Below are 26,340 nucleotides of genomic sequence, written 5' to 3' on the forward strand. Positions count from 1 at the left end.
CCTCGTGGCGCCGGCCGCGCCTGTCATTCACCCGTGCGGGTTGCTGGCAATCCAGCAACGGTCCCGGCGTCGTACTGAAACCAGCGGATTTTCGCTTGCCGACTGCCGCATGGCTTGGGCTAGTCTCGGCGGATCGGGGAGGCCAGGTTTGGCACAAGGAAGGGTTGCACCAGTGGCGACCGAGGGCGAGCGCGCGGTCGAGGGGTCCAGGGGCATGGCAGCCGAACTGCGCATTCCCAAGGCGGCCGCGATCCTGCGCCAGATCGAGGCGGACAACGAGCTGCGCGCCGACGTGCTGGTCCGCTGCTGGGAACTCTACCTGGGCAAGGCGTCGATCTATGACAAGGAATGGCTGCGCTTCCTGCGCCTGGTCGATGCCAAGGCCTGGATCGAGGCGACCATCGTCCTGATCGAGAAGGTCTATCCCAGCGCCCGGCTGTTCATCGCCAACGCCCGGGACAGCCGCAGCCCCGGCATCGCGCTGGGTGGGATCACCATGGCCAGCGGGGCCGAGATCTTCCGCCAGGCCAGCACGCCGGGCTGCGCCCTGCTGAACGCGTTCCTCAGCGTCGAGCAGGTGGGCGCGGACAATGTCGTCGGCCTGGAGCGCGGCCAGACGGCGTGACCGCGGCGCGCTAGTCATCGCCCGCATCGTCGTCGCCGGAATCGTCCTGGCGGCGGGGATCGTTCGCGGCCGTCATCCGCAGCAGCGCGCCATAGAGCAGGCGCGTGTCCCCGCCCACCCGGGTCGAGGGGACAGTCCGGAACTTGTCGATCAGGGCCAGGGCCCGGGCGTCGTGGAAGCGCCCGGCATAGGGGATCAGCCACATCATCTGGCCCGGCGACCAGGCAGCATCCATGTCCTGGGCATGGCCCGACTTCGCGGCGAACAGGCTGGGGTCGTCCAGGCCGGACAGGGTCACGTCGACCAGCCGGCGCAGGGCGCCGTCGCGTTCGCCATAGAGACCGACACCATTGGCCGCCGCCAGTTCCGCCAGCATGACCAGCGGCCCGATCGCATAGACGTGATAGGCCAGCGCGCGCTGCTTGCGCGCCATCTCAAGCGGCAGGGTGCCGTCGGCCTCGACCTGTTCGATGCCGCGGCGGTAGCCCGCCATCGCCCAGTCGAACAGCGCCCGGTCGTCCAGCACGACCGAGGCCGCCCCCACGCCCCACGCGGCCCAGTAGAGGTGGTTGTTGTTGCGGCTGCCCCGGTCGGTCCCGGTCGAGTAGTCGTGCCGGGCCGTGTCCGCCAGGACCCGGATCCAGGCCAGGACCCGCGCCTGCTTCGCGGGGTCGAGCCCCGGCTCGGCGCGGACCTGCAGATAGCTTGTCGCCAGCGTCGCCAGCGTCCACTTGCGCGCCGCCTCCCCCTGCGAGGACGCGGGGCCCTGCATCGCGCCGGCCGCGGCCCAGGTGTCGAGCCAGTCGAGCACGCAGGATGCCAGGCGCGGGTCCGACGGCTGCGACCGGACATAGGTATTGGCCAGCTTGGTCAATCCCTTGGCATAGGCGCGCAGGGGCGCCATCGCCTCCTCGTAGGCGCGCTCGGCCGCGGGGTCGACATCGGCGCGTCCCGGCACATCGGGGCGATAGCGGCTGTTCATGCGCAGCGTCATCACCGGCTGGGGCGGCGCCTTGCAGGTGAAGTCATCGTCCGGCTTTTCCGCATAGCGCTGGCGGGCATCGGCCACGGCGAAGGGCGGCTGGATCGCCGCCCGGGCCGGCAGAGCGCCGAACGCCATTAGGGCGACGGCCAGGAGGATGGCGTTGCGCATCGCGGGTGCCTGCATGGCCGGTGCCGTCAGTGCTGCCGCAAGCCGGCGGCGCCGGGATGCGGCATGCGGCCCAGGCGGGCCAGCTCGATCTTGGCGCGCACGTAGTTCTGCTCCCAGGCCCGGAACAGCAGGCGCACGCCCTCTTCCCGGTCCTGGGGCACGCCCACGCCCGACAGGTGGGCCATGGCCAGCAGGTAGGCACCTTCGCCGTTGCCGGCCTCGGTCGCGCGCCGGAACCAGCGGACAGCCATGGCAGGATCGCGCGCCACGCCGAAGCCGCGCAGATAGGCCTGGCCCACTTCCGTCATTGCGCGGTTGTCCCCGGCATCGGACGCGCGGCGCCACCAGGCCAGCGCCAGGTCCGGATCGGCCGGCGTCCCCAGGCCGATCGCATAGGCGCGACCCGTCTCGAACATTCCGGCGGGGTCGCCCTGGCGCGCGCTCTGCTGGAAGGCGCGGAATGCACCGCGCCGGTCCAGCGGCACGCCGAACCCCGCGGCATAGGCCCGGCCCAGCCGGTTGACCGCCTGGGTAGAGCCCAGGTCGCTGGCCCTGCGATACCAGTCCAGGGCCGCGCGCGGGTCATGGCGCACGCCAATGCCCTGGGCATAGGCATTGGCGACCTCCAGCATGGCGCGCAGCTTGCCCATCTGGGCCGCGCGCAGGTACCAGTCGAAGGCGGCGGAATCGTCGTGCTGGACGTGCTCGCCCCGCTGGTACTGGCGCGCGACCAGCATCATCAGGTCGGGCTGGCGGGCCCCCGCCTCCACCGCGCGGACGCGCCAGGCCGTCGCCTCCCGCGGGTCGGGTGCCACGCCGATGCCACGGGTCAGCGCGCGCGCCACGTGGACCATGGCGGAGCTGGACCCGCGCTGCGCCGCCAGCCTGAACCAGTCATAGCTGGCCCGGGCGTCGCCTGGCACCACGTCGCCCGCGGCATAGGCCAGGCCCAGCGCATAGGCACCGCTGGTGCTGCCCGCGTCGGCCGCACGGCGCCACCAGGTCAGCGCGGCGCGCGGATCCTGGCGCACGCCCAGACCCAGTTCATAGCCCTGGGCCAGCGCGTTCATGGCATCGATCGAGCCGCGTGCCGCGGCGGTGCGCAGCATGGCCGTGGCACGGTCCGTGTCCAGGTCGACGCCCCTGCCCGCGCGATAGGCCAGCGCCAGTTCGACCACGGCGCGCAGGTCGCCCTCGGCCACAAGGGCCGTCAGCAGCCCGTTGGACCGCGCCAGGTCGGGCTGCGCCGCAGCGGGTGAGGCGTCCGCCTGGCGCAGCAGCATGGCCAGCCGGAAGCGTGCATCGCCGTCGCCGGAATTGGCCGCCCTTTCGGTCCAGTACAGGGCCTGCCCCGGGTCCCGGGTCAGCCAGGTGCCGCTGGAATAGAGATCGGCCAAGGCCAGCATCGCCCCGACCGAGCCGCGCTCGACACGCTGGCGGTAGAGGTACAGCGCCAGGTCGACCTGGTCCGCCACGGCGCGGCTGCTGGGCGGCGCGATGCGGCCGGCGCGGTAGAGCGACGCCATGGCCAGGGCGGCATCGGGAATCGAGTTGCGCGCCTTCTCGTACAGGGCCGCGGCACGGCCGATGTCCTGCCGCACGCCCTGGCCCAGTTCATAGAGGCGTCCCAGGGCATATTGCGCCGGGCGGTACTGCTGGTCGGCCGCGCGTTCCAGCAGGCGCGCGGCCTCGCCCAGGGTGCGGCCCTGTACGCGGCCGGTAACGATCAGGTTGGCCAGTTCATAGCTGGCCCGCGCCTGGCCCGGGCCGGGTGTCGCGGCCGCCTGGGCAAAGGACCGGGCCGCCGCCTCGAAATCGGGGACCGCGCCGGACGGTCGGTCCAGGCCGGCCGACAGCGCACGCCCCACCGCATAGTCGGCAAAGGACGGATCCCGCGCCGCCGCCGTCCGGACCATGTCCAGCGCCGCCGCCCCGCGCTCGGCCGCGGCACGGTCCAGGGCCGCGTCGGTCGCTGCCTTCAGCGCGTCCTCGCTGTGCCAGGCATAGCGATCGAACAGGCTCCAGGCACCGGCGGCGTAGAGGCCCAGCAGGCCTGCGGCACAGACCGGCAGCAGCCACGCCCTCACCCGGCGCAGGGATGCCGCACCCTGGTTCCGTGCCGCGGGCCGCGCAACCAGCCCCTCCGCGATTTCCCAGTCGGCCAGGCTGCTCATTCGATCACCCCGAAGGCGGGCAGCGTGCTGCTGTGCGCCGTGGCCGTGTGCGTCGCCTCGTTCAGCGGCGGCTCGGGGAGGGCCGCGGTCGTATCGTCGCCCAGGGCCTCGTCAAGGTCGGGGAGTGCCGCCGTATCCTCGGGCAAGACCTCGCCGCCGGTCCCGGCATCGGCCGCGTCGGGGCCGACCTCGGCCCCCGCCGGGTCCGCATCCTCCAGCGTGTCGGGCGCCGCGGCCGGCGCCTCCTGCGCGGTGCAGGCCGGCCCCGGCATCGTCTGCGCCGCCAGGATCGAGGCCAGGGCATCGCCCGCGAACACGCCCCCGGCGCGCAGCGCGCAGGTCGCGGGCGGCGGCGGGGCCGCGCAGTTCAGCGCCAGCGCGACGCCCGTGGGGGAGTCGGCAACGGCGCTGCCCACCGCGTGCTTGAAGTCCCCGGCGAGGGTCCGGTTGCCCGCCCCCTCCACCCGGTTGCCGCGCAGCGCCAGCCAGCTGAAGCCGTTACTGGAGATGCCGCCCTTGCCATTGTCGGCGAAGTCGTTGCCGATCATCACGCTGGAGCCGTGGCGGACATAGGGGTCCAGCGCGAAGTCGCGCGTCTCCGCCGCGGAAGACTGTTCCAGCACCGCGACATAGGCGTTGACGCCACTGCCCGAATTGCGCCGCACCACGTTGCGGAACAGGGCGACATCCCAGCTGTTGCGCAACTTGATGCCTTCGCGGCCATTGTCCTCGACCACGTTGCCGGCGACCAGGTTGCAGGCGCTCTCGTAAAGCGTGATGCCGTCGGCCTTGTTGTCGAAGACCAGGTTGGCATAGACCAGCGTGTTGACGCTGGTTCGGTCGATCATGATACCCGACCCGCCATTGCCATAGCTGACATTGCCGACGATGAAGCTGTCGTCGACTTCCCGGCTGATGATGATCCCGTGCTTGTGCTCGTTCGCGCGGGCGGTGTTATAGGCAAAGATCAGGCGGCGCGACCGGTCGTGCGGATCGATGCCATAGACCAGGTTGTGGGCCAGTTCGGTGCCCACCACGGCCACGTCGTCCGCCTCGTAGCTGTAGAAGCCGTAGTAGTTGTGCTCGATCAGGCTGTCGACAACCGCGCCGGTGGGCCTGCGGGCATAGCCGCCGCGCGGCTGCACGATCTGCTTGGGCCCGGCGCTGTAGCTGAGGCCATAGGCCTTGCCATTGGCATAGCCCAGGCCGTCGACATGGGTCCCGGTAATATAGAGCTCGGACCCGCTCCAGGTCGTGAGGAAGGGGCGGAAGGTGCGCCGCGTCTCATAGGTCAGCAGGCTGGTCGCCTGGGCCGCCGCGTCCCAGCTGCGCAGGACCGTGTCGGCGACATAGAGCTTGCCGGCATTGACGACATAGCTGCCGGCATTGGTGTCCATGCGCAGTTCCGCCACATCGGCCCCCGACACGACGAGGGAGGCACGCGGCCCGATCAGCAGCGGCGCGCGCAGCGTATAGACCTTGCCCACCTGGGCCAGGAGGTCGGCGCGGCCCTGCGCCTCCAGCTGGCGGGCGACGCCGGGCAGGTCGAACGTCCCCGATTCCAGGTAGACATAGCGGGGAAAGCGCTCGTCGGGCGCCAGCAGGACGGCGCTCTCGTCCTCCGGCCGCGGCCGGTACAGCACGGCAGAGACGAACTTCTCGTTATAGGTGTCATAGATCAGCGGCACGACGTGGACCTTGCCCGGATCGACCGGGGGGACCAGGGCGCGGATCGCGGAGTCGGTGTAGCGCTTCAGCGGCGGCAGGGCGGGTACGGTATCGCCCAGGGTGGAAATGGGCAGGCGGTGCACCGCATAGCTGTCGGTCTGCGCCACGGGCGGCCGCGTCGCCTCGGCCGCGGCCATGACCGCCGGCTGCGGATCGGCATCGCGCTGGAACAGGTCATAGACATCGCGCGCCCGGGCGTGATCCTCGGCGATGGAGCGCATCGCGCTGCCGCGCCGGCGCCAGTCGGTGATCCTGTCGGCGACGGCCAGCGCCTCGCGAAAGGCGCCAGCCTCGCCCATGGCCTGGGCCACCTGCTGGGCGATGACGGCGCGTCGCTCCGGGTCCTGCTCGGCCGCGATGCGCGCCTGGGCGGCATCGGTCTGGCCCTGGGCCGCCTCCGCCGCGGCGATGCGCGCGACGGCCTGGATCTTCAATGCCGGATCGGCGATGGCCGTGGCCAGGCCGTCGGCCGCCGCCGTGTCGCCCAGCATGGCCAGCGCACCCGCCAGGCCGAGGCGCAGCGTGTCGGCGACGACCGGGTCGGACGCCTGCCCCGCCACGCCGACCAGCGGTCGCAGCAGCGGCAGGGCGGCACCCGCCCCCTGCTCTCGCGCGCGGCGCAGGGCGATCGGCACCGTGGCCAGGGCCTGGCGCGCGGGATCGCGGACCTGGGCGCGGACGCGCTCGGCCTCCGGCACCTCGCCCCGCGCGGCAAAGGCCGTCGCCAGCCCGACCAGGGCGGCATCGCGCGCGGCGGGTTCGGCGATCAGGTCGATCGTCTCGCGCGCGTCCTGCGGCCGGTCCTGGGCCGCCTGGGCCAGCGCCAGCTGGGTCAGCAGGGCCACCTGCTCGGCCCCGGTGGCATCCGCCAGCGCGCGCCGCGCGGTCGTCAGATCGCCGCCCTGCAGCGCCGCCAGGCCGATGTCGCGGGCCAGCAGGCTGCGCGTCGCGGCATCCGTCACCCGAGCGGCCGAAGCTTCCGCCCGGGCGACGGCATCGGCCATCTGCAACGCATAGTTCTGCGCGCCCAGATATCCCGCGATGGCGGCCCAGGCCCGGGCCGCACCAGCGTCCTGCGCGATCTCCAGCGCGGCCCGCCGGGCAATGGAGATGCGACGACGCTCGACCGCCGCCAGGGCCAGCATTTCGAACCCGCGGTCGCGCGCCGCCGGATCGGCCATCACATAGGGGGCCAGGATCAGTTCGGGATCGGCCCGGCGCTGCACCTGGTCGGTCAGGATCGCCAGCAGCAGCGCATCGCGCCGGGCCGCATTGTCGTCGCCGACGCCCAGCGCCGCCGCAAGCGCCAGGTCATGGCGCTTGGCCGTCGTATAGAACTGCGTGACCAGTGCCAGGGCAGCATCGCGCGATGGCGACGGATCGCCGGCCAGCACCTCGCGCAACTCTGGCGCCGCCTCCCCCGCCATGACCTGGGCGCTCGACACGGCGCGCAGCAATTGGCCGCGCAGCGCCGGATCGGCCAGGTCGCGGGCCAGCAGCCAGGCGCGCTGGCGTCCGGTCGCCGTGCTGCGGATCGCATGCTCGATGATCGTCTGCGCCAGGCGGTCGCGATCAGCCGCGCCCTCGACCATGGCCAGGTTGGCGGCGGCTTCGGACAGGGTGTCCACGGCACCGTCGGCCGCACCCTGGTCCAGCTGCCGCTGCGCCAGGACGACATAGCGGTCGACCCGGCGGACGGGGTCGGGCAGGCGGGCGATCAACGGGGCCAGGCGCTCGCGGTCGCCCTCCGCCAGGCGGGCGAAGGCCTGGGCATCGTCCAGCACGGCCAGTGCCGCGGCTGCGGCCTGCTCCTCCACCGCCGGCATGGCGGCCTGGTCGGACGTGCGCAGTTCGTCATAGGCGGAAAGCGCCTGGAACAGCAGGTCCAGGCGCTTTTCCAGGTCGCCCTCGCTGCCGGCGGACGCGACCAGGGCCTGAACCGCGTCGGGCGTGGGCTGGGCCTCCTGCGCCAGGGCGGGCGCCGCGGCCAGGGCCAGCAGCAGGCCGCCCACGGCCAGGCGCCGCGCGGAGGTGGATCGGCTCGGCATCGCGGGCCCTTCCCTGTGCGGCGCCACTATTCGGCCGCGCGCCCGTAGACGTCCTGCACCCGGACGATGTCGTCCTCGCCCAGATAGGTGCCGGATTGGACCTCGATCAGTTCCAGGTCGATCTTTCCCGGGTTCTCCAGCCGATGGCAGGCGCCCAGCGGGATGAAGGTCGACTGGTTCTCCTGGTAGAGCTTGACCTCGTCGTCGCAGGTGACCCGCGCGGTGCCGCGCACCACGATCCAATGCTCGGCCCGGTGATGGTGGTACTGCATCGAAAGCTTCTGCCCCGGCCGCACGATGATGCGCTTGACCTGGTAGCCGTTGCCTTGCGCGATCGACTGGTAGGTGCCCCAGGGCCGGGTGACGACGCTGTGGCTGGCGACCTCCGTCCGCTTGGCGGCGGCCAGGCGCTCGACCACGCGCTTCAGGTCCTGCGACCGCTCCCGTCCGGCCACCAGGACGGCGTCGCCGGTCCGCACCACGACCAGGTTCTGCACGCCAAAGACGGTCAGCAGCGCACCGTCTGAGCGCAGGTAGGAGCCGCTGACATCCTCCGCGATGACGTCGCCCACCACGACATTGTCGCTGGGCCCGCGGGTTGAGACATCCCACAGCGCGCTCCACGAACCCACGTCGCTCCACCCCATGTCGACGGGGGCCACGGCCGCGAACTCCGTCCGCTCCATCACCGCATGGTCGATCGAGATGGACGGGGCCGCGGCAAACGCCGCTTCCGCCGGTTCGACGAAGCGGCCGGCGACGCGGCCCGCCTCCAGCGCCGCCTCGCACGCGGCCAGCACCTCGGGCGCGTGGCGCTCGATCTCCGACAGGCAGACATCCGCGCGCAGCAGGAAGATCCCGGCGTTCCACGAGCAGTTGCCGGCAGCGATCAGGCCCGCCGCCGTCTCCTGGTCCGGCTTCTCGACGAAGCGCTCGACCCGGGCGCAACCCGGCGCCAGCAGGCCGGCGCGATCGGCCACGATGTAGCCGAAGCCCGTTGCCGGCTCCGTCGGCTGGATGCCAAAGGTCACGATATGGCCCAGGCGTGCGGCATGGGTGGCGCGTTCGACTGCCGCCAGGAAGTGATCGTTGCGCCGGATCATGTGGTCGGCAGGCATGACCAGCAGTAGCGATTCGCCATCCCGGGCACAGGCGCGCAGCGCCGCCAGCGCGATCGCCGGCGCCGTGTTGCGCGCGCACGGCTCCAGGATCAGCTCGAAGTCCGAGACCTGGATCGCCTCAAGCTGCGAGACGACCTGGAAGCGGTGCGCCATGGCGGCGACCAGCATCGGCGCGGCAAAGGCGGGGCCAGTCGCCCGCGCCGCCGTCTCCTGCAACAGCGTCCGGTCGCCGGCCAGCGGCAGCAGCTGCTTCGGCATGTCGGTCCGCGACAGCGGCCACAGCCGCGTGCCGCTGCCGCCGCACAGGATCACAGGCTGGATGGTCGTCACTTCGGTCATGGCAACGGACCTCGCTAGCGGGCGGACGTTTGCAGGGATGCGGAATGAACGGGTGCGGCCACCGCCTCGCGCGGGGCGACGCCCAGGCCAAAGGCGGTCAGCCGCGCGGTGTGGATGCGCACGTCCACCGGCTCGCCCACATTGGCGATCGGCAACGGCGCGTCGGGCACGATCGTGACCACCGCGAACGAGGCTGACAGCGGCGTCAGGCTGCTGCTCTCGATCGGCGCGTGGCGCTCGACGCGGCGAACGGAGCCCCAGCGGATCGGCGTCCCGTCGAACGTCTCGATCGAGGCGCGATCGCCTGCCTCGACATTGCGGGCGGATTCGATGGGCAGGCGGACCGAGGCGACTGCTTCGCCTCCGCGCGGCACCAGCATGGCGACGACCTCCCCGCGGGAGACGACGCTGCCCTCCGGGATCGGTGCCGCGCCCACGAAGCAGTCGCACGTGCTGGCGACGCTGGTGTCGATGCCGTCCGCACCCTCGATCGTGGCGATCACGGTCTGCGGCGTCACATCCTGCTGCACCCGCAGGTTGGCGCTGTGGAAGACGCCGGCCTTTGGCGCGCGGACCAGCTGCACGTCGGGGCTGGACACCGTCCCGGCATAGGTGACGACGAAGGTCCGCTGGTAGACGGCATAGCCGACATAGCCGGCCAGGCCCAGGCCCACCAGGCCCAGCGCAACGCCTGCGGTTACGCGGCGCGCCGTCCGGGCGACGCGGCCGCCGAGCGTTGCCGGCACCGGCACCGGCGGCGGCTTGCGCGGGGCGACGAAGCTGTCGCGCTGCACCACTTCCAGAAGGTCGCCGGCATTCACGACCTCGCCCGAGATGTAGGCGTCGACCATGAAACGCAGCAGGGACAGGTCGCCATGGCTGAGCCGCGGGAAGCGACAGCCCATCCGACCCGTCGCCGCATCGAAGAAGCGCACCTCCGCCTGGGTATCCAGGGAGAAGGAATAGGTCTCGAGCGGGAAGGACAGGCGCACGTTGAACGTGTCGCCCAGGCGGCGCGGCTTGCGCACGCCGTCGACCGAGAAGCCGGCGACGGACCAGTCGGCCGCGGCATGCTTCTCCCCATCGAAATAGATGTCGACGGGCAGCCGCAGGCGGATGTGCTGGCGATGCGTCTCGGCTTCGTGAACGACCCGGGGAGCAGGCGCAGCCGCGCGCCCAAGCTTAATCGTCTGGCTCATTGCGGCACCAAGCTGGTCAGGAGGTGGAGGTCGAGAGGTGGAAGCGCGCCAACCAGGGCAAAGACCAGAAGCACGAAGGACGTGCAGGTCAGGACGTGCATCCCGGCCGAGCCGAGGGCCACGGCCTGGGCCTTGCGCGCCGAAAGGCCGCGCTCGGTCGTCGTCTTCTGCCGCGTCCATTTCTGGCGATCCAGGCGGAACAGGATGTAGGTCTTGATGGCCGATCCCCAGATCTGGTTGAAATACAACAGGAACGGGTAGTACCAGGAGACGTCGCGCCGCGCGGTCAGCAGCATCAGCGTCTGCAGGTAGCGACTGATGGCGATCCACAGGAAGTAGATCGGCAGCGTCATCGCATCATGCGTGATGGTCAGCGCGGCGACGGCGACCGGTCCCACCAGGCTGGTCCACATGGACAGGCGCTGGTCGAGGATGCACCACCAGACGAACAGGCCCATCCGCCCCGGCCCCAGGCGGATCGCCCGGGCATTGGTGCGCAGCATGTTGCCGAACCAGCGCACCATCAGCATGGTCGCCGCGGGCACGAAGCGCGGGTCGGGCGGATGTTCCACCGTGCGGATGCGCGCGTCGGGAACGTAGAGCATCTCCCACCCGTCGCGCAGCAGGTGGAACCAGCTCGACTTGTCGTCGCCGGTCAGGAACTTGAAGCGTCCCAGGCGCCAATGGTCGACATAGTCGACCTCGACCGTGCGGATGAACTCAGGGTCGGTCACCAGGTGGGCGCGGAAGGCGGACATGCGCCCGGTCAGGGTCAGCACCCGGCGCGACAGGCCCAGCGACGACATCAGGATCTGCCGCTGGGCGAAACGCATCGCGTACCATTCGCGAAAGATGCGCGCGCCCTCGACGTCGCAGACCTCGTCCGTCGTCAGGGCGCCGGCCTTGGGAAACAGGTCGAACAGCGGCAGACACTTCTCCAGCAGGCCAGGCTCCAGGATCGTGTCCCCGTCGATGACGCAGACGACGGCGTTGTCGGCCGGCCGCAGGGCCGAGATCGCCCGGAAGCCGAAGGCCAGGGCGTCCCGCTTGCCAGTGCCCGCGATCCGCACGAAGGCCAGCTCGACATGCGGCGGCGGGTTGGCGCGCGCGAAGATCGCCTTGATCAGCCGCTGGTCCGACATCTCGACGATGGAGGCGACGATGGTCGCCGGCGCGCCATAGGCGATTGCCTCCTCGATCGCGGCGCGGTAGACGCGCCACGTCGTGTCGGTGTCGATGCGGAAGCTGGTCAGCAGCAGGTAGACGTGCGGCGGCCGCCCGCCATCGGGCAGGGCCGCCGCCCGCCGGCGCCAGCGCGGGAACACCACCAGGCGATAGACCAGGGAGCGCACCAGGTGCAGCGCCCCCCAGGAATAGCGCCAGGCCGCCACCGCCCCGATCAGGAAGATGAACTGGTGCGAGGCGGGATCCCACAGGTCGGTGGGCGTGGCCAGGACCAGGACGGTCAGGACCAGCGCATAGATGGCAAGGCCGAACATGGCGTCGCGGGCCCTGACGGGACGGCCTGGGGCTTACCAGCAGATCCCGTGATAGTTCTGCGCCGAGCGGCCCAGGGCACCGACCCGGACCAGGTCGATCACCTGCTGCTCCGGCCGCATCCCCTCCAGCGCGGTGCTGAAGCGCGGGTCGCCATTGCCGATCACCAGCGTCTCGGCATGGTCGACCACGATCTCGGGCGTGGGGACCATCAGCGACGACAGGTGCGGCAGGTGCGAGCGCACGAACTGCAGGTTGGCCCCCTTCAGCGACGAATAATGCACGTTGGGGTCATAGATCCGCAGGTCGTAGCCCTTGCCATGCAGGCGCTCGGCCACTTCCAGCAGCGGGCTTTCGCGCAGGTCGTCGGTGCCCGCCTTGAAGCTGAGGCCCAGCATGCCGACGCGCCGCTTGCCCTGGGCCGCGATCATGTCGAAGGCGCGCGCGATCTGCCGCTCGTTCGACTCGGCCGCCGCCTCCAGCATGGGCAGGGCGACGTCCAGCTGCCGCGCCTTGTAGCGCAGGGCGCGCAGGTCCTTGGGCAGGCACGAGCCGCCATAGGCGAAGCCCGGTTTCATGTAGGCGGACGAGATGTTGAGCTTGTTGTCCATGCACAGCGCGCGCATGACCTCGTGCCCGTCCAGGTTCAGCGCCTTGCACACATTGCCGACTTCGTTGGCGAAGACGATCTTGACCGCGTGCCAGGCATTGTTCGTGTACTTGATCGCTTCCGCCGTGGCGTAGTCGGTGACGAATTCCGGTGCCTCGATCCGGGAGTTCAGGACGCGGATGCGCTCCAGCGTGATGTCGTCCAGGCGCCCGATCACGACCACGGCGGGGAAGTCATAGTCCTTGATCGCCGTGCTTTCGCGCAGGAACTCAGGATAGATGGCGATGCCGAACCCCTTGCCCGCCTTCTTGCCTGAATAGTGCTCCAGCAGCTTGATGACGGTCGCGTCCATCGAGCCGGGCAGCATCGTGCTGCGCACGACGATCGAGTGGAAATCGTCCTTGGCCGCCAGTGCCGTGCCGATCTCCTCGCACACCCGGGCGACATAGCTGAGGTCCAGGTTGCCGTTCAGCAGGCTGGGCGTGCCCACGCAGATGAACGACAGGTCGCTGTTGGCAATGGCGAAGGCGGCATCGTCGGTGGCGGCCAGGCGCCCGGCCTGCACCGCGTCCTGGATCAGCTCGTCAAGCCCCGGCTCCACGATCGGGGCCAGGCCCTTCTCGATCATGGCGACCTTGTCCGCGTTGGGGTCGACCGCGATGACGGGATAGCCGTCCCGGGCCAGGCAGGCGGAAGTCACTGCACCAACATAGCCGATGCCGAAAACGCTGAGCTTCATACCGGCCTCAATGTGTTTGTGTCACCCGCAGCGCCCCCGCCGCCCCCTGGGCAGGCCGGTTAAGCACTTGCTAACCATGCTCTTGCTGCGGTGCGATATAAGTCAAGCGAAATTTAAACCGACTTTTCCGTATATTGAGATATTTGTAGATTATCGCCACGAGCCGCCCAGAGGTAACTCCCTCTCCGGGATCACCTTTTTGCCCTTTTCCTATTTTGTGAGACATCTCTGTGATCACGCGATCAAGCTGTGACCGCGCCGCAGCATGTGCGTCAGTATGCGGTCCAACCGTTTCGGCTGATCTGCGTTCCACGTGATCGAACGCGATGACGTGGGGGTGGCCGCGGAGGCAACGCGGGCGGCCTGTGCACCCCCCAACCCGCCGCGCGAGACGGGAGGGGGGCGGCGATCTGCGGCTCAGGGTGCCGGTTTGGGGTGCTTCTCCAGCCAGGCCTTCATCCAGGCAATCTCGCGCTCCTGCGCCACGATCACCTCCTCGGCCAGTTTCCGCACGTCCGGATCCTTGCCGTATTGCAGCACCACCTTGGCCATGTCGACGGCCCCCTGGTGGTGCGGGATCATGCCGACGACGAACTCGTAGTCGGCATCCTCGCTGAAGGTCATCGGCATGTCGGCGTGCATCTTGTGCATGGCGGCGCCATACGCCTTGGCCACGGGTCCGGGTTCGGCCGCTGCCTGGCTGCCGCTGGATTGCAACGCGACGAAGCCGGCACCAAGGGCAAGGATGGCCACGCCCAGTCCCATCAACCTGTTACGCATCGACTGCTCCTGTCTTGCTCGGAAGTAGCCGGGGCAGCGTCGACCTTCCCCCATGGTCAAGGTCAAGCGCAATCGACCCTTGACCTTGACCATGGGGGAAGGTCCACATGAGGCGGCATGGAGGACCCCATGGGCCATACGCATGCACACGGCGCCTGCTGCGGCAGTGCCAAGGCCGGCATCCCGTCCGGACCTGCGCCGGAACAGACCGGAGACGGGCGGGTGATCGATCCCGTCTGCGGCATGACGGTCGATCCCGCAACGGCCCGCCACCGCCACGATCATGGCGGCCACACCTGGCTGTTCTGTTCCGAGCGCTGCCGCGGCCGGTTCGCCGCCGACCCGGACGCGTTCCGGAAGCCCAGGGCCGCGCCCCCGCCGTCCCCGGCGGCCGTGGGCGTGCCCCATACGTGCCCGATGCACCCGGAGGTGCGGCAGATGGGGCCCGGCACCTGCCCCATCTGCGGCATGGCGCTGGAACCCGCCATGCCAAGCCGTGATGACGGGCCCAATCCGGAACTGGTCGACATGCGCCGCCGCCTGTGGGTCGCGGGCCTGCTGACCCTGCCGGTCTTCATCCTGGAGATGGGGGGCCATGCCCTGGGCCTGCACCTGGTCGATGCCCGGACCGCGGCCTGGATCGGCCTTGTCCTGGCCAGCCCCGTGGTGCTGTGGGCGGGCTGGCCTTTCCTTGAGCGGGGCTGGCAATCGGTCGTCACGCGCCAGTTGAACATGTTCACCCTCGTCGCCCTGGGCACCGGCGTCGCCTGGATCTACAGCGTGGTGGCAACCCTGGCGCCCGGCCTGTTCCCGGCGGCGGTGCGCGCGCCCGATGGCAGCGTCGCCGTCTATTTCGAGGCAGCGGCCACGATCACCACGCTGGTCCTGCTGGGCCAGGTCCTGGAACTTGTGGCGCGGGAACGAACCGGCCGGTCGCTGCGCGCGCTCCTCGACCTCAGCCCCCGGACGGCGCGCCGCCTGTCGCCCTGCGGCCGGCACGAGAAGGACGTGCCGCTGGACCAGGTCGTGCCGGGCGATGCCCTGCGCGTGCGCCCAGGCGAGACGGTGCCGGTGGACGGCCGCATCGCCGAGGGCAATGGCACGATCGACGAGGCGATGGTGACGGGGGAGCCGCTGCCCGTGGCGCGTGGCCCGGGCGATCCCGTGATCGGCGGGACCCTGAACCGCAGCGGCAGCTTCGTCATGACCGCGGAAAAGGTGGGGTCGGAAACGCTGCTGGCGCGCATCGTCATGCTGGTCGCGGACGCGCAGCGCAGCCGCGCGACCGTCCAGCGCCTGGCCGACCAGGTTTCGGCCTGGTTCGTGCCGGCGGTGATTATCGCGGCGCTGCTGGCCTTCGCCGCCTGGGCGCTGTGGGGGCCGGAGCCGCGCATCGCGCATGCCCTGGTGGCGGCGGTGTCGGTGCTGATCATCGCGTGTCCCTGCGCGCTGGGCCTGGCAACGCCCATGTCGATCATGGTGGGCGTCGGCCGCGGGGCCGAGGCCGGCGTGCTGGTCCGCTCGGCCGAGGCGTTGGAGCGACTGGAGCGCGTCGACACGCTGGTGGTGGACAAGACCGGCACCCTGACCGAGGGGCGGCCCCGACTCACCGCGGTGGAACCGACGGCCGGCATCGCCGGCGATGACCTGCTGCGCCTGGCCGCGGGGTTGGAACGGGCCAGCGAGCATCCCCTGGCCGAGGCGATCGTGGCGGCCGCAACAGCGCGCGCATTGGCGATCCCGGGCGCCGAGGCGGTCGAGACGGCCAGCGGCAAGGGCGTGGCCGGCAGGGTCGACGGCCACGCCGTCGTCCTGGGCAATGCCGGCTTCCTGGCCCAGCATGGCATCGTCGCCGAATCCCTGGTCGCCCGGGCGGAGGGGCTGCGCGCGGATGGCGCGACGGTCATCCTGGCCGGCATCGACGGCCAGCCGGCCGGCCTGCTGGCGGTCGCGGACACCGTCCGGGACAGCACGGCGGGCACGCTGCAGGCCCTGCGCAACGCGGGCCTGCGAATCGTGATGCTGACCGGGGACAGCGCGACCACCGCGCATGCCGTCGCCCGCAGCCTGGGCATTATGGAGGTTGAGGCCGACATCCTGCCGGAGGGCAAGGCCGCGGTCGTCGCGCGCCTGAAGGCGGAGGGCCGCGTGGTGGCGATGGCCGGCGACGGCATCAACGATGCGCCTGCACTGGCCGCGGCCGATGTCGGCATCGCCATGGGCACCGGCACCGACATCGCCATGGAGCAGGCCGGGCTGACCCTGCTGGGCGGCGACCTGGGCGGCATCCTGCGCGCGCGCCGCCTGTCGCAGGCCACGATGCGCAACATCCGGCAGAACCTGTGGCTGGCCTTCGTCTACAATGCGGCCGGCGTGCCCATCGCGGCGGGCGTGTTGTATCCTGTTCTGGGCCTGCTGCTGTCGCCGATGGTTGCCGCCGCGGCCATGGCCCTGTCATCGTTCAGCGTGATCACGAACGCGCTGCGCCTGCGCCGGGTGCCGCTATAGTGTGACGGCTGTCCCGCGCCGCGGGATTGGCGAGTGTTCTGGGCGCGCTGCGTTTGTCGCTGGGCCGCCCAGATGCTATGGGAGGCACCGCGCCCGCAAGGGCTGTGGGAGGGGATCTGGATGCCGGTGAAGAAGCCCGTGGTCGTGGTGACGCGCAAGCTGCCTGAAGCCATCGAGACCCGCATGATGGAGCTGTTCCAGGCCCGCCTGAACCATGACGACCATCCGTTCACGCAGGCCGAGCTGATCGAGGCGGTGAAGACCGCCGACGTCCTGGTGCCCACGGTGACCGACCGGGTCGACGCGCGGGTGCTCAGCCAGGCCGGCCCGGACATGCGCCTGATCGCCAATTTCGGCACCGGCGTCGACCATATCGACCTGGCCACCGCGCGCAGCCGCGGCATCACCGTCACCTCCACCCCCGGCGTCCTGACCGAGGACACGGCCGACATGACGATCGCCCTGATCCTCTCGGTCTCGCGCCGCGTGGCCGAGGGCGAGCGGGTGATCCGCCGGGGCGAGTGGAGCGGCTGGTCGCCCACCTGGATGCTGGGCCACCGCATCTGGGGCAAGCGGCTGGGCATCATCGGCATGGGCCGCATCGGCCAGGCTGTCGCCAAGCGGGCGCGCGCCTTTGGCATGTCGATCCATTATCACAACCGCAATCGCGTGCACGAGGGCATCGAGCAGGAGCTGGAGGCGACCTATTGGGAGAGCCTGGACCAGATGCTGGCCCGCATGGACATCATCTCGGTCAACTGCCCGCATACGCCCGGCACCTACCACCTGCTGTCGGCCCGGCGGCTGAAGCTGCTGCAGCGCCACGCGATCGTCGTCAACACCGCGCGCGGCGAGGTGATCGACGAGAACGCGCTGACCCGCATGCTGATCGCAAGCGAGATCGCCGGCGCCGGCCTGGATGTGTTCGAGCACGAGCCGGCGGTGAACCCCAAGCTGCTGGCGCTCGACAATGTCGTGCTGCTGCCCCACATGGGCAGCGCCACGATCGAAGGCCGCATCGACATGGGGGAAAAGGTCCTGATCAACATCAAGACCTTCGTCGACGGCCACCGCCCGCCCGACCGCGTGCTGGAGGGCCTGCTCTAGGGGCCCGCCGGCATGAACGTGGCCGCAGGACGCGCGGCACAGGCGGCCACGCAGGGGCAGGGCGCGATCGCGCTGCGCACCAGCGTGAACACCTGGGAATGCGACCAGATGGGGCACATGAACGTGCGCTTCTATGGCCAGCATTTCGACGACGCGGACGAATACCTGAAGCAGCGCATGGGCCTGGACCGGCGCGCCGGTCCCATCCTGCGCCCGCGTCAGGAACGCCTGCAGTTCCGGCGCGAACTGCACGCCGGTGCCACGATCCTGGTGCGTCAGACGCCGGTCGCCTTCGGCGCCGGGATCGCCGGGGCCGGCACGCTGCGCCTCAATGCCGTGATCGAGGATGCGGTGGCGGGCACGCTGTCGGCCAACCTGGACACCGACTTTGGCCTGCTCTCGCCGGCGGGCTTCCTGCCCCTGCCAGCACTGGCCGCGCTCGACCTGGCGGAGCAGGCGCCCCTGATCGCCACGGGCGGCGTCACGCCCTGTGCGGCGGCGGCGGATCGGCTGGGCCTGATTCCGACCTATCAGGGCGTGGTGCGCCCCGCCGACTGCGACCGCGCGGGCCTGCTGACGCGGCGCTCGCTCATCACCCGCTGCTCCGACGCGATCGGCCATGTCCGCCTGTCGGGCATGCCGAGCTGGGAGGAGATGAAGGCCCGCGGCCTGGGCTCCGCGGCGCTGGAATACCGCATCGACTGGATCGCCCCACCGCGCGCCGGCGACCTGATCGAGCTACGCAGCGGCTTCGACACGATGGGGCCCAAGACGCTGCACCTGTTCCACTGGATGCTGGACGCCGAGACGGGGGCCGCGTGCGCCACGATCGAGGTCACGGCGATCTATTTCAGCTTCGAGACGCGCAAGTCGATCGCGATCCCCGACGACATCCGCGCCGGCCTGGCCGCCGCCCTGCGCCCCTGGCGGGGAGTGCCGCAGGCCTAGTCCACCGGCCTCAGGTCGTCGGCTTCGGGCCACAGGGCCATGATGCCGTCGATCAGGTCGTCGACCATCGCGGTCATCAGCCGCTGGCCCAGGTCCTCGCTGGCCAGGGTGGGATCGCCAAAGACGCCGGTGGCACTGTAGTCGGGACCGGACTGGGGGTCGGGATCCAGGTTGCCGGGCCGCACCAGGACATGGGCGGGGACCGTCCGCTCGTGGCCATAGTCACGCTCCGCCAGGTCCATCAGCACCCGCTCGGGCGCGATCGCCAGCAGGCAGGACGTCTCAAGCTCGTCTCCATGGCCGCCCATGCGCTGGCGCGCGGTGCGGCGCACCTCCGTCCCCAGGCGGCGCAGGTGGCCGGTGGCGATGCGCACGCCCGTCGCGTCGAAGATCGCCCGCGCGGCCAGGTCCACGACCGGCTCGGTCGAGACGCCGGTATTGATGATCAGGATCCGGGTGGCCCCATCGTCCACCAGGCCGCCCAGCACATCCTCCAGCACCCGGCGGAAGGTGTCGGCCTTCAGGCTCTGGCTGCCGCGATAGTGCCGGAACGCCGGGTAGAAACCGTGCGCGATGACGGGCGCCACCAGGACGGGCAGCGCCTCCGCCACCCCCTGGGCCAGCGCGCGGGCGGTCAGGTAGTCGGTCATCATCGGCAGGTGATGGCCATGTTCCTTGGCCGCGGCCCCGATCGGCACGACCACGACGGCGCCCGCATCGAACCAGCGCGCCGCCTCGGGCCAGGTCAGGTCTTCAAGCCAGACACCTTCCATATCTGCCATCCATTCTGGGGATACACGCTTGACTGGCTGAGTGAACAAAATCAATGCTGTACCCACGCTCAAGGCGGAACAGTATCATTCGATGAGAGGTATGTGCTGTGGGTTCACCCGAAGCCATGAGATCGGACCTGTTCGGATTGGAAGGCGATGCTCCTGCCGAGAAGATATCCGACCGACGTGCTGTTGAACTGATTTTTGCGTTTGTAGGACCGGTCGGTTCTGGTGTCACCAAATCGGCTCAAGTGCTCTCTGAGGTTTTGGATAAGGAGTACGGTTACGAAGTCTTCAAGCCGATTAAGATGAGTGATATTATTCGGGAGGAAGCGCCGAGAGTCGGGTTCGGCCCGCATAAGGGAGAAGATCTTTCTGAAAGGACGGTTCACCTTCAAGAGGTAGGCAATGAACTTCGACGGCGCTATGGATCGGACTACCTGGCGAGGAAGGTGGTAGAGAAGATTGCATCGAAGCGTCATCAAGATGGATATCAAGTAAATTCGCAAAGTGGAAATCCGGTCCCAAAGATATTTCGTAGGGCGTTTATAATAGATTCACTGAAAAACGATCAAGAGTATAAATGTCTTAAGGAACTGTATGGAGATTTGATGTGGACAGTTGGCGTCTTTGCGCCAGTCTCTGTTCGGGAAGGCCGCCTGTTAAAACTTGGATATCCGCGAAAGGCGTTAGTCCCAATTTTTGAGCGCGACGACGGAGAAGATATAGATTTCGGACAGAAGGTCCGAAAGATCTTTTCAGAAAGTGACTTCTTTATTCGAAATGACAAATCGGATGACGGTCACCTACGCGACACAATCAGAAGATATCTTGAATTGATATTCTTCACAAAAATCCATACGCCCCTACCTTCGGAGTCGGCAATGTATGAGGCAGAATCTGTGGCGGCGAGATCAGGGTGTCTCTCTCGACAGGTTGGTGCCGCGATTGTGGATGAACGAGGTGAGCTCATTGGTGTTGGCTGGAACGACGTGCCACGTTTCAATGGTGGGCTATATTCTGCGAGTACAGGCACAAATGGATCAGATAATAGATGTTTTCGTTGGGATGAACCGATTTGTCACAATGATAAGAAAAAGGGAGAAATATTTGGCGAAATTTGGAATGCCCTTAAGTCAAAAAAGTTATTCAAGAGGGATATATCAAAGTATGACTTCTCAAAGGTCGTATCTGGAACCAGAATCGACTCACTTACTGAGTTCTCGCGTGCAGTCCATGCGGAAATGGAGGCGATTTTGTCAGTGGCTCGTACAGGCAGTAAGGGTTTGGTAGGAGCCACATTATTTTGCACCACCTTTCCCTGTCACAGTTGCGCCCGCCACATAGTCGCAAGCGGGATAAAGGCTGTGTATTTTATTCAACCGTACAAAAAGAGTTTGGCTCTGGAGTTACATAGCGATGCAGCGTCGGACGATGAGGAGAAGCATGGGGTAGTACATTTTCTACAATATGAAGGTGTTGCGCCGAAAAATATATTACGCCTTTTTAATAATCACTTAGACCGAAAGAAGAACGGTAGACTTGTGCAATTTGACCGAATAACTGCTCGGCCGATATACGCACCATTTATCGATAGCTTTACCTCATACGAGGACAGAATTGTCCGGGAGCTTCGCGAAATCGAAAATAGAGACAATATAACTTGACAAGATTATAAAATTACTGTATGGAAACCGCCTTAAGGCGGCGAAGGGGGCATGCAATGGCAAATCAGGATAACGCCGAAGAACGGCAATTAAGCATAGCCTTCTCTGAATCCCGACACACGTCGAGCAAGGCAAATGCAAACCTGGATGTCGATTTGCCACACCGGAAGCCAATTTTATTGGCAGACGTTCGAAAAGAGAAGGTTATACAAGAGATAATTAATCGCTCTATTAGATCTGGAATTTTTAAGTAGTGTCCGACGACTTGACTGCGGCGCAAAGCTTCGTGCTGCCGCAGGGGTTCTATCCGCTCAACTGGTTCCGCGGCTTTGGCCGGATCATCGGGCCGCTCTACGAGAAGGTGGAGGGGGACAGCTATACCCGTGCCTTCATGGTGGAGGAGCACCACGCCAACGGCATGCACAATTGCCATGGCGGCATGCTGATGGCCTTTGCCGACATGGCATTCGGCCATGTCGTCTCGCTTCAGGCCGGGCACTTCTGGGTGACGGTGCGCCTGATGGTCGACTTCGTGGCCGCCGCCCATATTGGCGACTGGGTCGAGGGGACGGGCGAACTGGTCGGCCGCAATGGCGACCTGACCACGGTCAACGGCCGCATCTGGGTCGGCGACCGAACCGTGATGACCGGCACCGGGGTGTTCAAGTCGCTGACCCCGACGCCTGGCGGCTTCACGGGGTAAGACCGCGAAGCCCCTTGATTCGCACGCCATGCCGGGCCTAGGGTGCGCGCTCGTGGGATTTGAGCCGGCTGGCTTGCGGACACGTTAAACACCGCTAAAATGGCCGGAGCGTCATGCCCCGGCTTCAGGCCGGATTTTTTGTGCCCGACGGCACCCCGCGCGGGGCCAGGGCATGGAGGCATGGATGGCGCGCATCGTCACGAAGGACATGGCCAGGAACTGGCGCACCGCGACCCGGCTGGTCCGCGGCGGCACCCGCCGCTCGGACCTGGGCGAGACGTCGGAGGCGATCTACATGACCTCCGGCTTCCGCTATGACGATGCGGAAACGGCCGAGGCGCGCTTCAAGGGGCAGGCCGAAGGGTTCACCTATTCCCGCCTGGCGAATCCCACCGCCAGCGTGTTCGAGGACCGCATGGCCCTGCTGGAGGGGGCGGACACCGCCCGTGCCACCGCCAGCGGCATGGCCGCCGTCGCCGCCGCCCTGCTGTGCCAGGTGCGCGCGGGCGAGCGGGTCGTGGCGGGCCGGGCCCTGTTCGGCTCGTGCCGCTACATCCTGGAGGAGGTGCTGCCCCGCTTCGGCGTGACGGTGGAGCTGGTCGACCCGACGGATCCCGCCGCCTGGGAGCGCGCCCTGTCGCAGCCCACGCGCTGCGTCTTCCTGGAAAGCCCGGCCAATCCGACGCTGGAGGTCGTGGACCTGAAGCGGGTGGCCGACCTGGCCCATGCCGTGGGTGCGGTCGTCGTGGTCGACAACGTGTTTGCCACCCCCCTGCTGCAGCATCCGCTGGAGCTGGGCTGCGATGTCGTCGTCTATTCCGCAACCAAGCACATTGACGGGCAGGGCCGCTGCCTGGGCGGCTGCATCCTGGCGGGACAGGACTTCCACGACCAGCACCTGAACCAGTACCTGCGCCACACGGGTCCGTCGATGAGCCCGTTCAATGCCTGGGTCCTGGCCAAGGGGCTGGAGACGCTGGAACTGCGCGTCACCCGGCATTGCGAGAACGCGGCCAAGGTCGCCGACTTCCTGGCGGAGACCAAGGCCGCGGGCCGGGTGCGCTATCCAGGCCGGCCGGACCATCCGCAATACGACCTGGTCCAGAAGCAGATGGGCGGCGTCGGCGGCTCGGTCGTCACGTTCGAGCTGCCCGGCGGCCAGGCCCGCGCCTTCGAGGTGATGAACCGGCTGCAGCTCATCGATATCTCCAACAACTTGGGCGATGCCAAGAGCCTGATCACGCACCCGGCCTCGACCACGCACCAGCGCCTGACGCCGGAGCAGAAGGTGGAACTGGGCATCGGCGCCGGCATGGTGCGCCTGTCCGTCGGCCTGGAGGATGCGCAGGACATCATCGAGGACCTGGAGCAGGCGCTGCGTTGATCCGGGCGCCGGTCCCGCCCGTAAGGATGTCGGGGCTACGTTGCCTGGACATCCGGGCGGGCCGGTCCGATAGTCAGGCAACGACATCCATCCTGGCCACCATGTCCAGGCCAGGGTTCATCATGGGGGGCTGGGGCTCGCCCCAGGCATTGGCGCATGTACACGAAGACGACACGATCGATCGGCGTGACCGTTCGCCCTCTCTACCTCGACGATCAGTCTTCGCCTGAGGAGAACTATTATGTCTGGGCCTATCGGGTGACGATCGCCAACACAGGCAACGAGACGGTGCAGCTGCGCGACCGCTATTGGCGCATCACGGACAGCTTTGGCCGCGTGCAGGAAGTCCGCGGTCCCGGCGTCGTCGGCGAGCAGCCCGTCCTGAAGCCGGGCGAGACATTCGAATATACCAGCGGGACCCCGCTGACGACGCCATCGGGGATCATGGTCGGCACCTATCGCATGGTCACGAATGACGGCGAGAGCTTCGACGTGGCGATCCCCGCGTTCTCCCTGGACAGCCCGCATCAGGCGGTCCGCCTGAACTAGCGGTCGTCCGACGCGCGCAAGACCCCTTCATCGGGATCGCCGATCCCTTACCCATTCCTTCAAACGGGGCGGCTCGCCGCGGCACAAGACCCCGGCCGGCGGGCCGACGCACCCAGGATATGACCGCCATGCCCGACAATGACGCCCTGGCCCTGGAGCCCGCAGCCCAGCCCCGCCCGACGCGCGAGGAGGCCGAGGCCGCGATCCGCACCCTGCTGCGCTGGGCCGGTGACGATCCCACGCGTGAGGGCCTGATCGACACCCCGTCCCGCGTCGCCCGCTCCTACGAGGAGTTCTTCGCGGGCTACCACGCCGACCCGGTCGAGCTGCTGCAGCGGACGTTCGAGGAGGTGGAGGGCTATGACGAGATGATCGTGCTGCGCGACATCCGTTTCGAGAGCCATTGCGAGCACCACATGGTGCCGATCATCGGCAAGGCGCATGTCGGCTACCTGCCCTCGAACCGCGTCGTCGGCATTTCGAAGCTGGCGCGGGTGATCGACGCCTATTCCCGGCGCTTCCAGGTGCAGGAGAAGCTGACGGCGCAGATCGCCAACTGCATCGCCGAAGTCCTGCGCCCGCGAGGCGTCGCCGTGGTGATGGAGGCGGCGCACCAGTGCATGACGACCCGCGGCGTGCACAAGCCGGGCGTGACGATGGTGACCAGCCGCATGCTGGGCGCCTTCCGCAACGACCCGCTAACCCGGCGTGAATTCCTGACGGTGATCGGCAACCCGTCGAGCAGCGTGGGCGGCTGAGCCGGACAGGGAGCCAGGACCCGGGGAGCCAGGACCCGGGGTTCAGGGCGCGGCGGTCCTTGGTGCCGTCACGGCCCTGCTTCAGCTTTGGTTCTGCCAGACGATGATGGGGTCCCAGACCTGGCACTGGTGCTGCTGCCAGAACGTGGCCAGCGGCCGCGTCACCGCCGGCGGCGGGACCAGGGCCTGGACCGGCTGCGTCGCCGCCGCCTGGGCAGGCCAGGCGGGGACGGCGCGGCCGACATTGGGATCGACCGACTTCACGAAATTGCCCCAGTAGGTGCGCATCATGCGGGCCTGCTGCTGCTCCACGCTCGACAGGGGCGCGCGGAAGTCGAACAGGAACTGCAGCTCTGCCGCATGGGCCGCGCCGCTGGGAAAGCCATGGCGGTTGTTGGGCGGCGCGATCGGCGGGCCATCGACCGGGGGCGCGTTGGGATCGTCGAACTCATAGGCGAAGACGCGCGCGAACCCCTTCAGCCGGGCATTGGCCCAGGCAGCGGTGCAGGCATAGGTCGCATCGGTGAAGATCTGGGACAGGGCCATGTCAGCGCTTGCGGCATTGGCCTGGTAGCGGTTGGGGAAGCGCGCCAGGGGATAGGCGGCGGCCAGCTGCGCCACGAAGGTCGGGGTGTTCAGCGCGGGCGCGCCGATCGCGTTCAGGAAGATGCCGATGGCCTGGGCATAGGTGCATCGTGCGGGGACCCCCGGCACCACGGCGCACAGGGCGTTGGGCGTCTTCATCGCATGGCTGGCCGGCCCGCCCGCCGCCGTGACCGTCGCCGCGCTGCCAAGCCAGGGAAACAGCAGCGGCTCGAACAGGCGGCCTTCATGCGCGTTGGTGCCGTGCAGGATGGGCACCCGGATGAACTGCCCGGTCTGGAAGGCCGGATCCAGCGCGCGGGGCAGGATCCGCGTGCCCCATGCCGGCGCGATGCCAAAGGATCCAAAGACCGCCTTCTGCGCCGCCAGGATGGTGGCGACAGGCCGCGCGCGCAGGCAGGCGACCGCCCCCGGTGCACAGCTGGCAGCCCGGTCGAACGCCGTGGCATAGGTCGCCTGATAGGCCCCGACCGAGCGCAACTGGTGCACCATGTAGGCGCCGCTCTGCACGATCGCGGCGCGGAACAGCCCACGGCCCGTGGTCGTGGACACCAGGTGCCCCATGACGCTGAGGCCGCCGGCGGACTCGCCCCCGATCGTGACCTTGGCCGGGTCACCGCCAAATGCCGCGATGTTGCGCTGGACCCATTGCAGTGCGAACTGCTGGTCCATCAGCCCGTAATTGCCTGAGTCGCCCTTGCCCTCCAACGCGCTGGCAGCGGCCGCCTTCAACCCCGGACTGGCCAGCCAGCCCAAGGCGCCCAGCCGGTAGTTGAGCGTGACGACAATGATACCGTTCTCGGCGACTAGGGCCGAGGGGTCATAGGCGGACCCGCTGCCGCTGACCAGGGCGCCGCCATGGATCCAGACATAGACCGGCAGGCGTGCCGTGGGCAGGGCGGTCGCCGGGACGTAGACGTTGAGGGACAGGCAATCCTCGGACTGCGCCTGGGGCGGATTGGTCGGGGCCTGCGGGCAGATCGGCCCCCGTGTCCGCGCGACGACGGTCCCGGCGGGGACGGCCGGCGCGCGTGGCGGCGTCCAGCGCAGGGCGCCGACCGGTGGGGCGGCATAGCGGATGCCCAGATACGCGTTCACGGCCGCATTGCTGGGGGATGGCACGCCCGTGAAGCGCCCCGTCGTGGTGGCGACCGTCGGCGGCGCCGCCTGGGCCGCACCTGCGCCCGCCAGGAGCGCCAGGGCAATCAGACCCGACCGCATGCGCCTGCACTTCGGCAGGATCTTGTTGAACATGTCCTGGACTCTCCCGTACGGCCCCAGGGTACCAGATGCACGGGATGTCAGCAGCACCAGCCCGGCGCGGCGC

Annotated in this window: 19 protein-coding genes and 1 riboswitch; of the genes, 9 read left to right on the top strand and 10 right to left on the bottom strand. The window is 68.6% G+C overall.

The genetic code is table 11. The annotated features are described in order from the left end of the window. The first annotated feature begins 214 nt into the window (after window positions 1-214). The gene (locus tag ACI6GS_RS03665; protein WP_439816422.1) at window positions 215-625 is read left to right on the top strand and encodes a hypothetical protein; all 411 of its coding nucleotides are present in this window, start codon (window positions 215-217) and stop codon (window positions 623-625) included. A 10-nt stretch (window positions 626-635) separates the two neighbouring features. Here ACI6GS_RS03665 and ACI6GS_RS03670 read toward each other — a convergent pair whose 3' ends face one another. The 8 genes from ACI6GS_RS03670 to copM form a co-directional block, all read right to left on the bottom strand. Further along, window positions 636-1,778: an alginate lyase family protein gene (locus tag ACI6GS_RS03670; RefSeq protein WP_439816423.1), complete on the bottom strand. Its 1,143-nt coding sequence runs from the start codon at window positions 1,776-1,778 to the stop codon at window positions 636-638. Window positions 1,779-1,804: 26 nt separating this feature from the next. Beyond that, window positions 1,805-3,952, bottom strand: coding sequence for a tetratricopeptide repeat protein (locus tag ACI6GS_RS03675; RefSeq protein WP_439816424.1), 2,148 nt, complete (start codon window positions 3,950-3,952; stop codon window positions 1,805-1,807). After that, window positions 3,949-7,728, bottom strand: a complete 3,780-nt coding sequence (locus ACI6GS_RS03680; protein WP_439816425.1) for a right-handed parallel beta-helix repeat-containing protein — start codon at window positions 7,726-7,728, stop codon at window positions 3,949-3,951. The genes ACI6GS_RS03675 and ACI6GS_RS03680 overlap by 4 nt, the downstream gene beginning before the upstream one ends. Before the next feature lie 26 nt (window positions 7,729-7,754). Beyond that, window positions 7,755-9,188, bottom strand: a complete 1,434-nt coding sequence (locus tag ACI6GS_RS03685; RefSeq protein ID WP_439816426.1) for a mannose-1-phosphate guanylyltransferase/mannose-6-phosphate isomerase — start codon at window positions 9,186-9,188, stop codon at window positions 7,755-7,757. A gap of 14 nt (window positions 9,189-9,202) precedes the next feature. Further along, on the bottom strand, window positions 9,203-10,387 hold the full coding sequence (locus ACI6GS_RS03690) for a hypothetical protein (protein WP_439816427.1): 1,185 nt from the start codon (window positions 10,385-10,387) through the stop codon (window positions 9,203-9,205). Next, window positions 10,384-11,886, bottom strand: a complete 1,503-nt coding sequence (locus ACI6GS_RS03695) for a glycosyltransferase (protein ID WP_439816428.1) — start codon at window positions 11,884-11,886, stop codon at window positions 10,384-10,386. Before ACI6GS_RS03695 ends, ACI6GS_RS03690 begins: the two co-directional genes overlap by 4 nt. 33 nt (window positions 11,887-11,919) lie before the next feature. Then, on the bottom strand, window positions 11,920-13,233 hold the full coding sequence (locus ACI6GS_RS03700; RefSeq protein ID WP_439816429.1) for a nucleotide sugar dehydrogenase: 1,314 nt from the start codon (window positions 13,231-13,233) through the stop codon (window positions 11,920-11,922). A 417-nt stretch (window positions 13,234-13,650) separates the two neighbouring features. Beyond that, complete coding sequence (gene copM / locus ACI6GS_RS03705) at window positions 13,651-14,013, bottom strand: CopM family metallochaperone (protein WP_439816430.1); 363 nt, start codon at window positions 14,011-14,013, stop codon at window positions 13,651-13,653. Window positions 14,014-14,142: 129 nt separating this feature from the next. Between copM and ACI6GS_RS03710 the strand changes: the two genes are divergently transcribed. The 3 genes from ACI6GS_RS03710 (at window position 14,143) to ACI6GS_RS03720 (ending at window position 18,576) form a co-directional block, all read left to right on the top strand. After that, window positions 14,143-16,521, top strand: a complete 2,379-nt coding sequence (locus ACI6GS_RS03710; protein ID WP_439816431.1) for a heavy metal translocating P-type ATPase — start codon at window positions 14,143-14,145, stop codon at window positions 16,519-16,521. Window positions 16,522-16,641: 120 nt separating this feature from the next. Further along, entirely contained in the window at window positions 16,642-17,628 is a 987-nt protein-coding gene (locus tag ACI6GS_RS03715) for a 2-hydroxyacid dehydrogenase (RefSeq protein WP_439816432.1), read from the top strand. Window positions 17,629-17,640: 12 nt separating this feature from the next. Then, on the top strand, window positions 17,641-18,576 hold the full coding sequence (locus tag ACI6GS_RS03720) for a thioesterase family protein (protein WP_439816433.1): 936 nt from the start codon (window positions 17,641-17,643) through the stop codon (window positions 18,574-18,576). Here ACI6GS_RS03720 and ACI6GS_RS03725 read toward each other — a convergent pair. Next, complete coding sequence (locus ACI6GS_RS03725; protein ID WP_439816434.1) at window positions 18,573-19,349, bottom strand: creatininase family protein; 777 nt, start codon at window positions 19,347-19,349, stop codon at window positions 18,573-18,575. The two genes, ACI6GS_RS03720 and ACI6GS_RS03725, sit on opposite strands and share 4 nt — an antisense overlap. A 125-nt stretch (window positions 19,350-19,474) precedes the next feature. Between ACI6GS_RS03725 and ACI6GS_RS03730 the strand changes: the two genes are divergently transcribed. The 5 genes from ACI6GS_RS03730 to folE all read left to right on the top strand — a co-directional run bounded on the left by ACI6GS_RS03730 (window position 19,475) and on the right by folE (window position 24,410). After that, complete coding sequence (locus ACI6GS_RS03730) at window positions 19,475-21,016, top strand: anti-phage dCTP deaminase (protein ID WP_439816435.1); 1,542 nt, start codon at window positions 19,475-19,477, stop codon at window positions 21,014-21,016. A 253-nt stretch (window positions 21,017-21,269) separates the two neighbouring features. Next, window positions 21,270-21,719, top strand: a complete 450-nt coding sequence (locus ACI6GS_RS03735) for a PaaI family thioesterase (RefSeq protein ID WP_439816436.1) — start codon at window positions 21,270-21,272, stop codon at window positions 21,717-21,719. Window positions 21,720-21,761: 42 nt separating this feature from the next. Continuing rightward, a riboswitch (SAM riboswitch) is annotated at window positions 21,762-21,838 on the top strand. Window positions 21,839-21,903: 65 nt separating this feature from the next. Further along, window positions 21,904-23,103: an O-succinylhomoserine sulfhydrylase gene (gene metZ, locus ACI6GS_RS03740; protein ID WP_439816437.1), complete on the top strand. Its 1,200-nt coding sequence runs from the start codon at window positions 21,904-21,906 to the stop codon at window positions 23,101-23,103. 156 nt (window positions 23,104-23,259) lie between these two features. Beyond that, entirely contained in the window at window positions 23,260-23,652 is a 393-nt protein-coding gene (gene apaG / locus ACI6GS_RS03745; protein ID WP_439816438.1) for a Co2+/Mg2+ efflux protein ApaG, read from the top strand. A gap of 128 nt (window positions 23,653-23,780) precedes the next feature. Then, on the top strand, window positions 23,781-24,410 hold the full coding sequence (folE, locus tag ACI6GS_RS03750; RefSeq protein WP_439816439.1) for a GTP cyclohydrolase I FolE: 630 nt from the start codon (window positions 23,781-23,783) through the stop codon (window positions 24,408-24,410). Window positions 24,411-24,491: 81 nt separating this feature from the next. Here folE and ACI6GS_RS03755 read toward each other — a convergent pair whose 3' ends face one another. Further along, on the bottom strand, window positions 24,492-26,267 hold the full coding sequence (locus ACI6GS_RS03755) for a carboxylesterase/lipase family protein (protein ID WP_439816440.1): 1,776 nt from the start codon (window positions 26,265-26,267) through the stop codon (window positions 24,492-24,494). Window positions 26,268-26,340 lie beyond the last annotated feature (73 nt).

This window comes from Zavarzinia sp. CC-PAN008 (assembly GCF_051903925.1).
Classification (GTDB): domain Bacteria; phylum Pseudomonadota; class Alphaproteobacteria; order Zavarziniales; family Zavarziniaceae.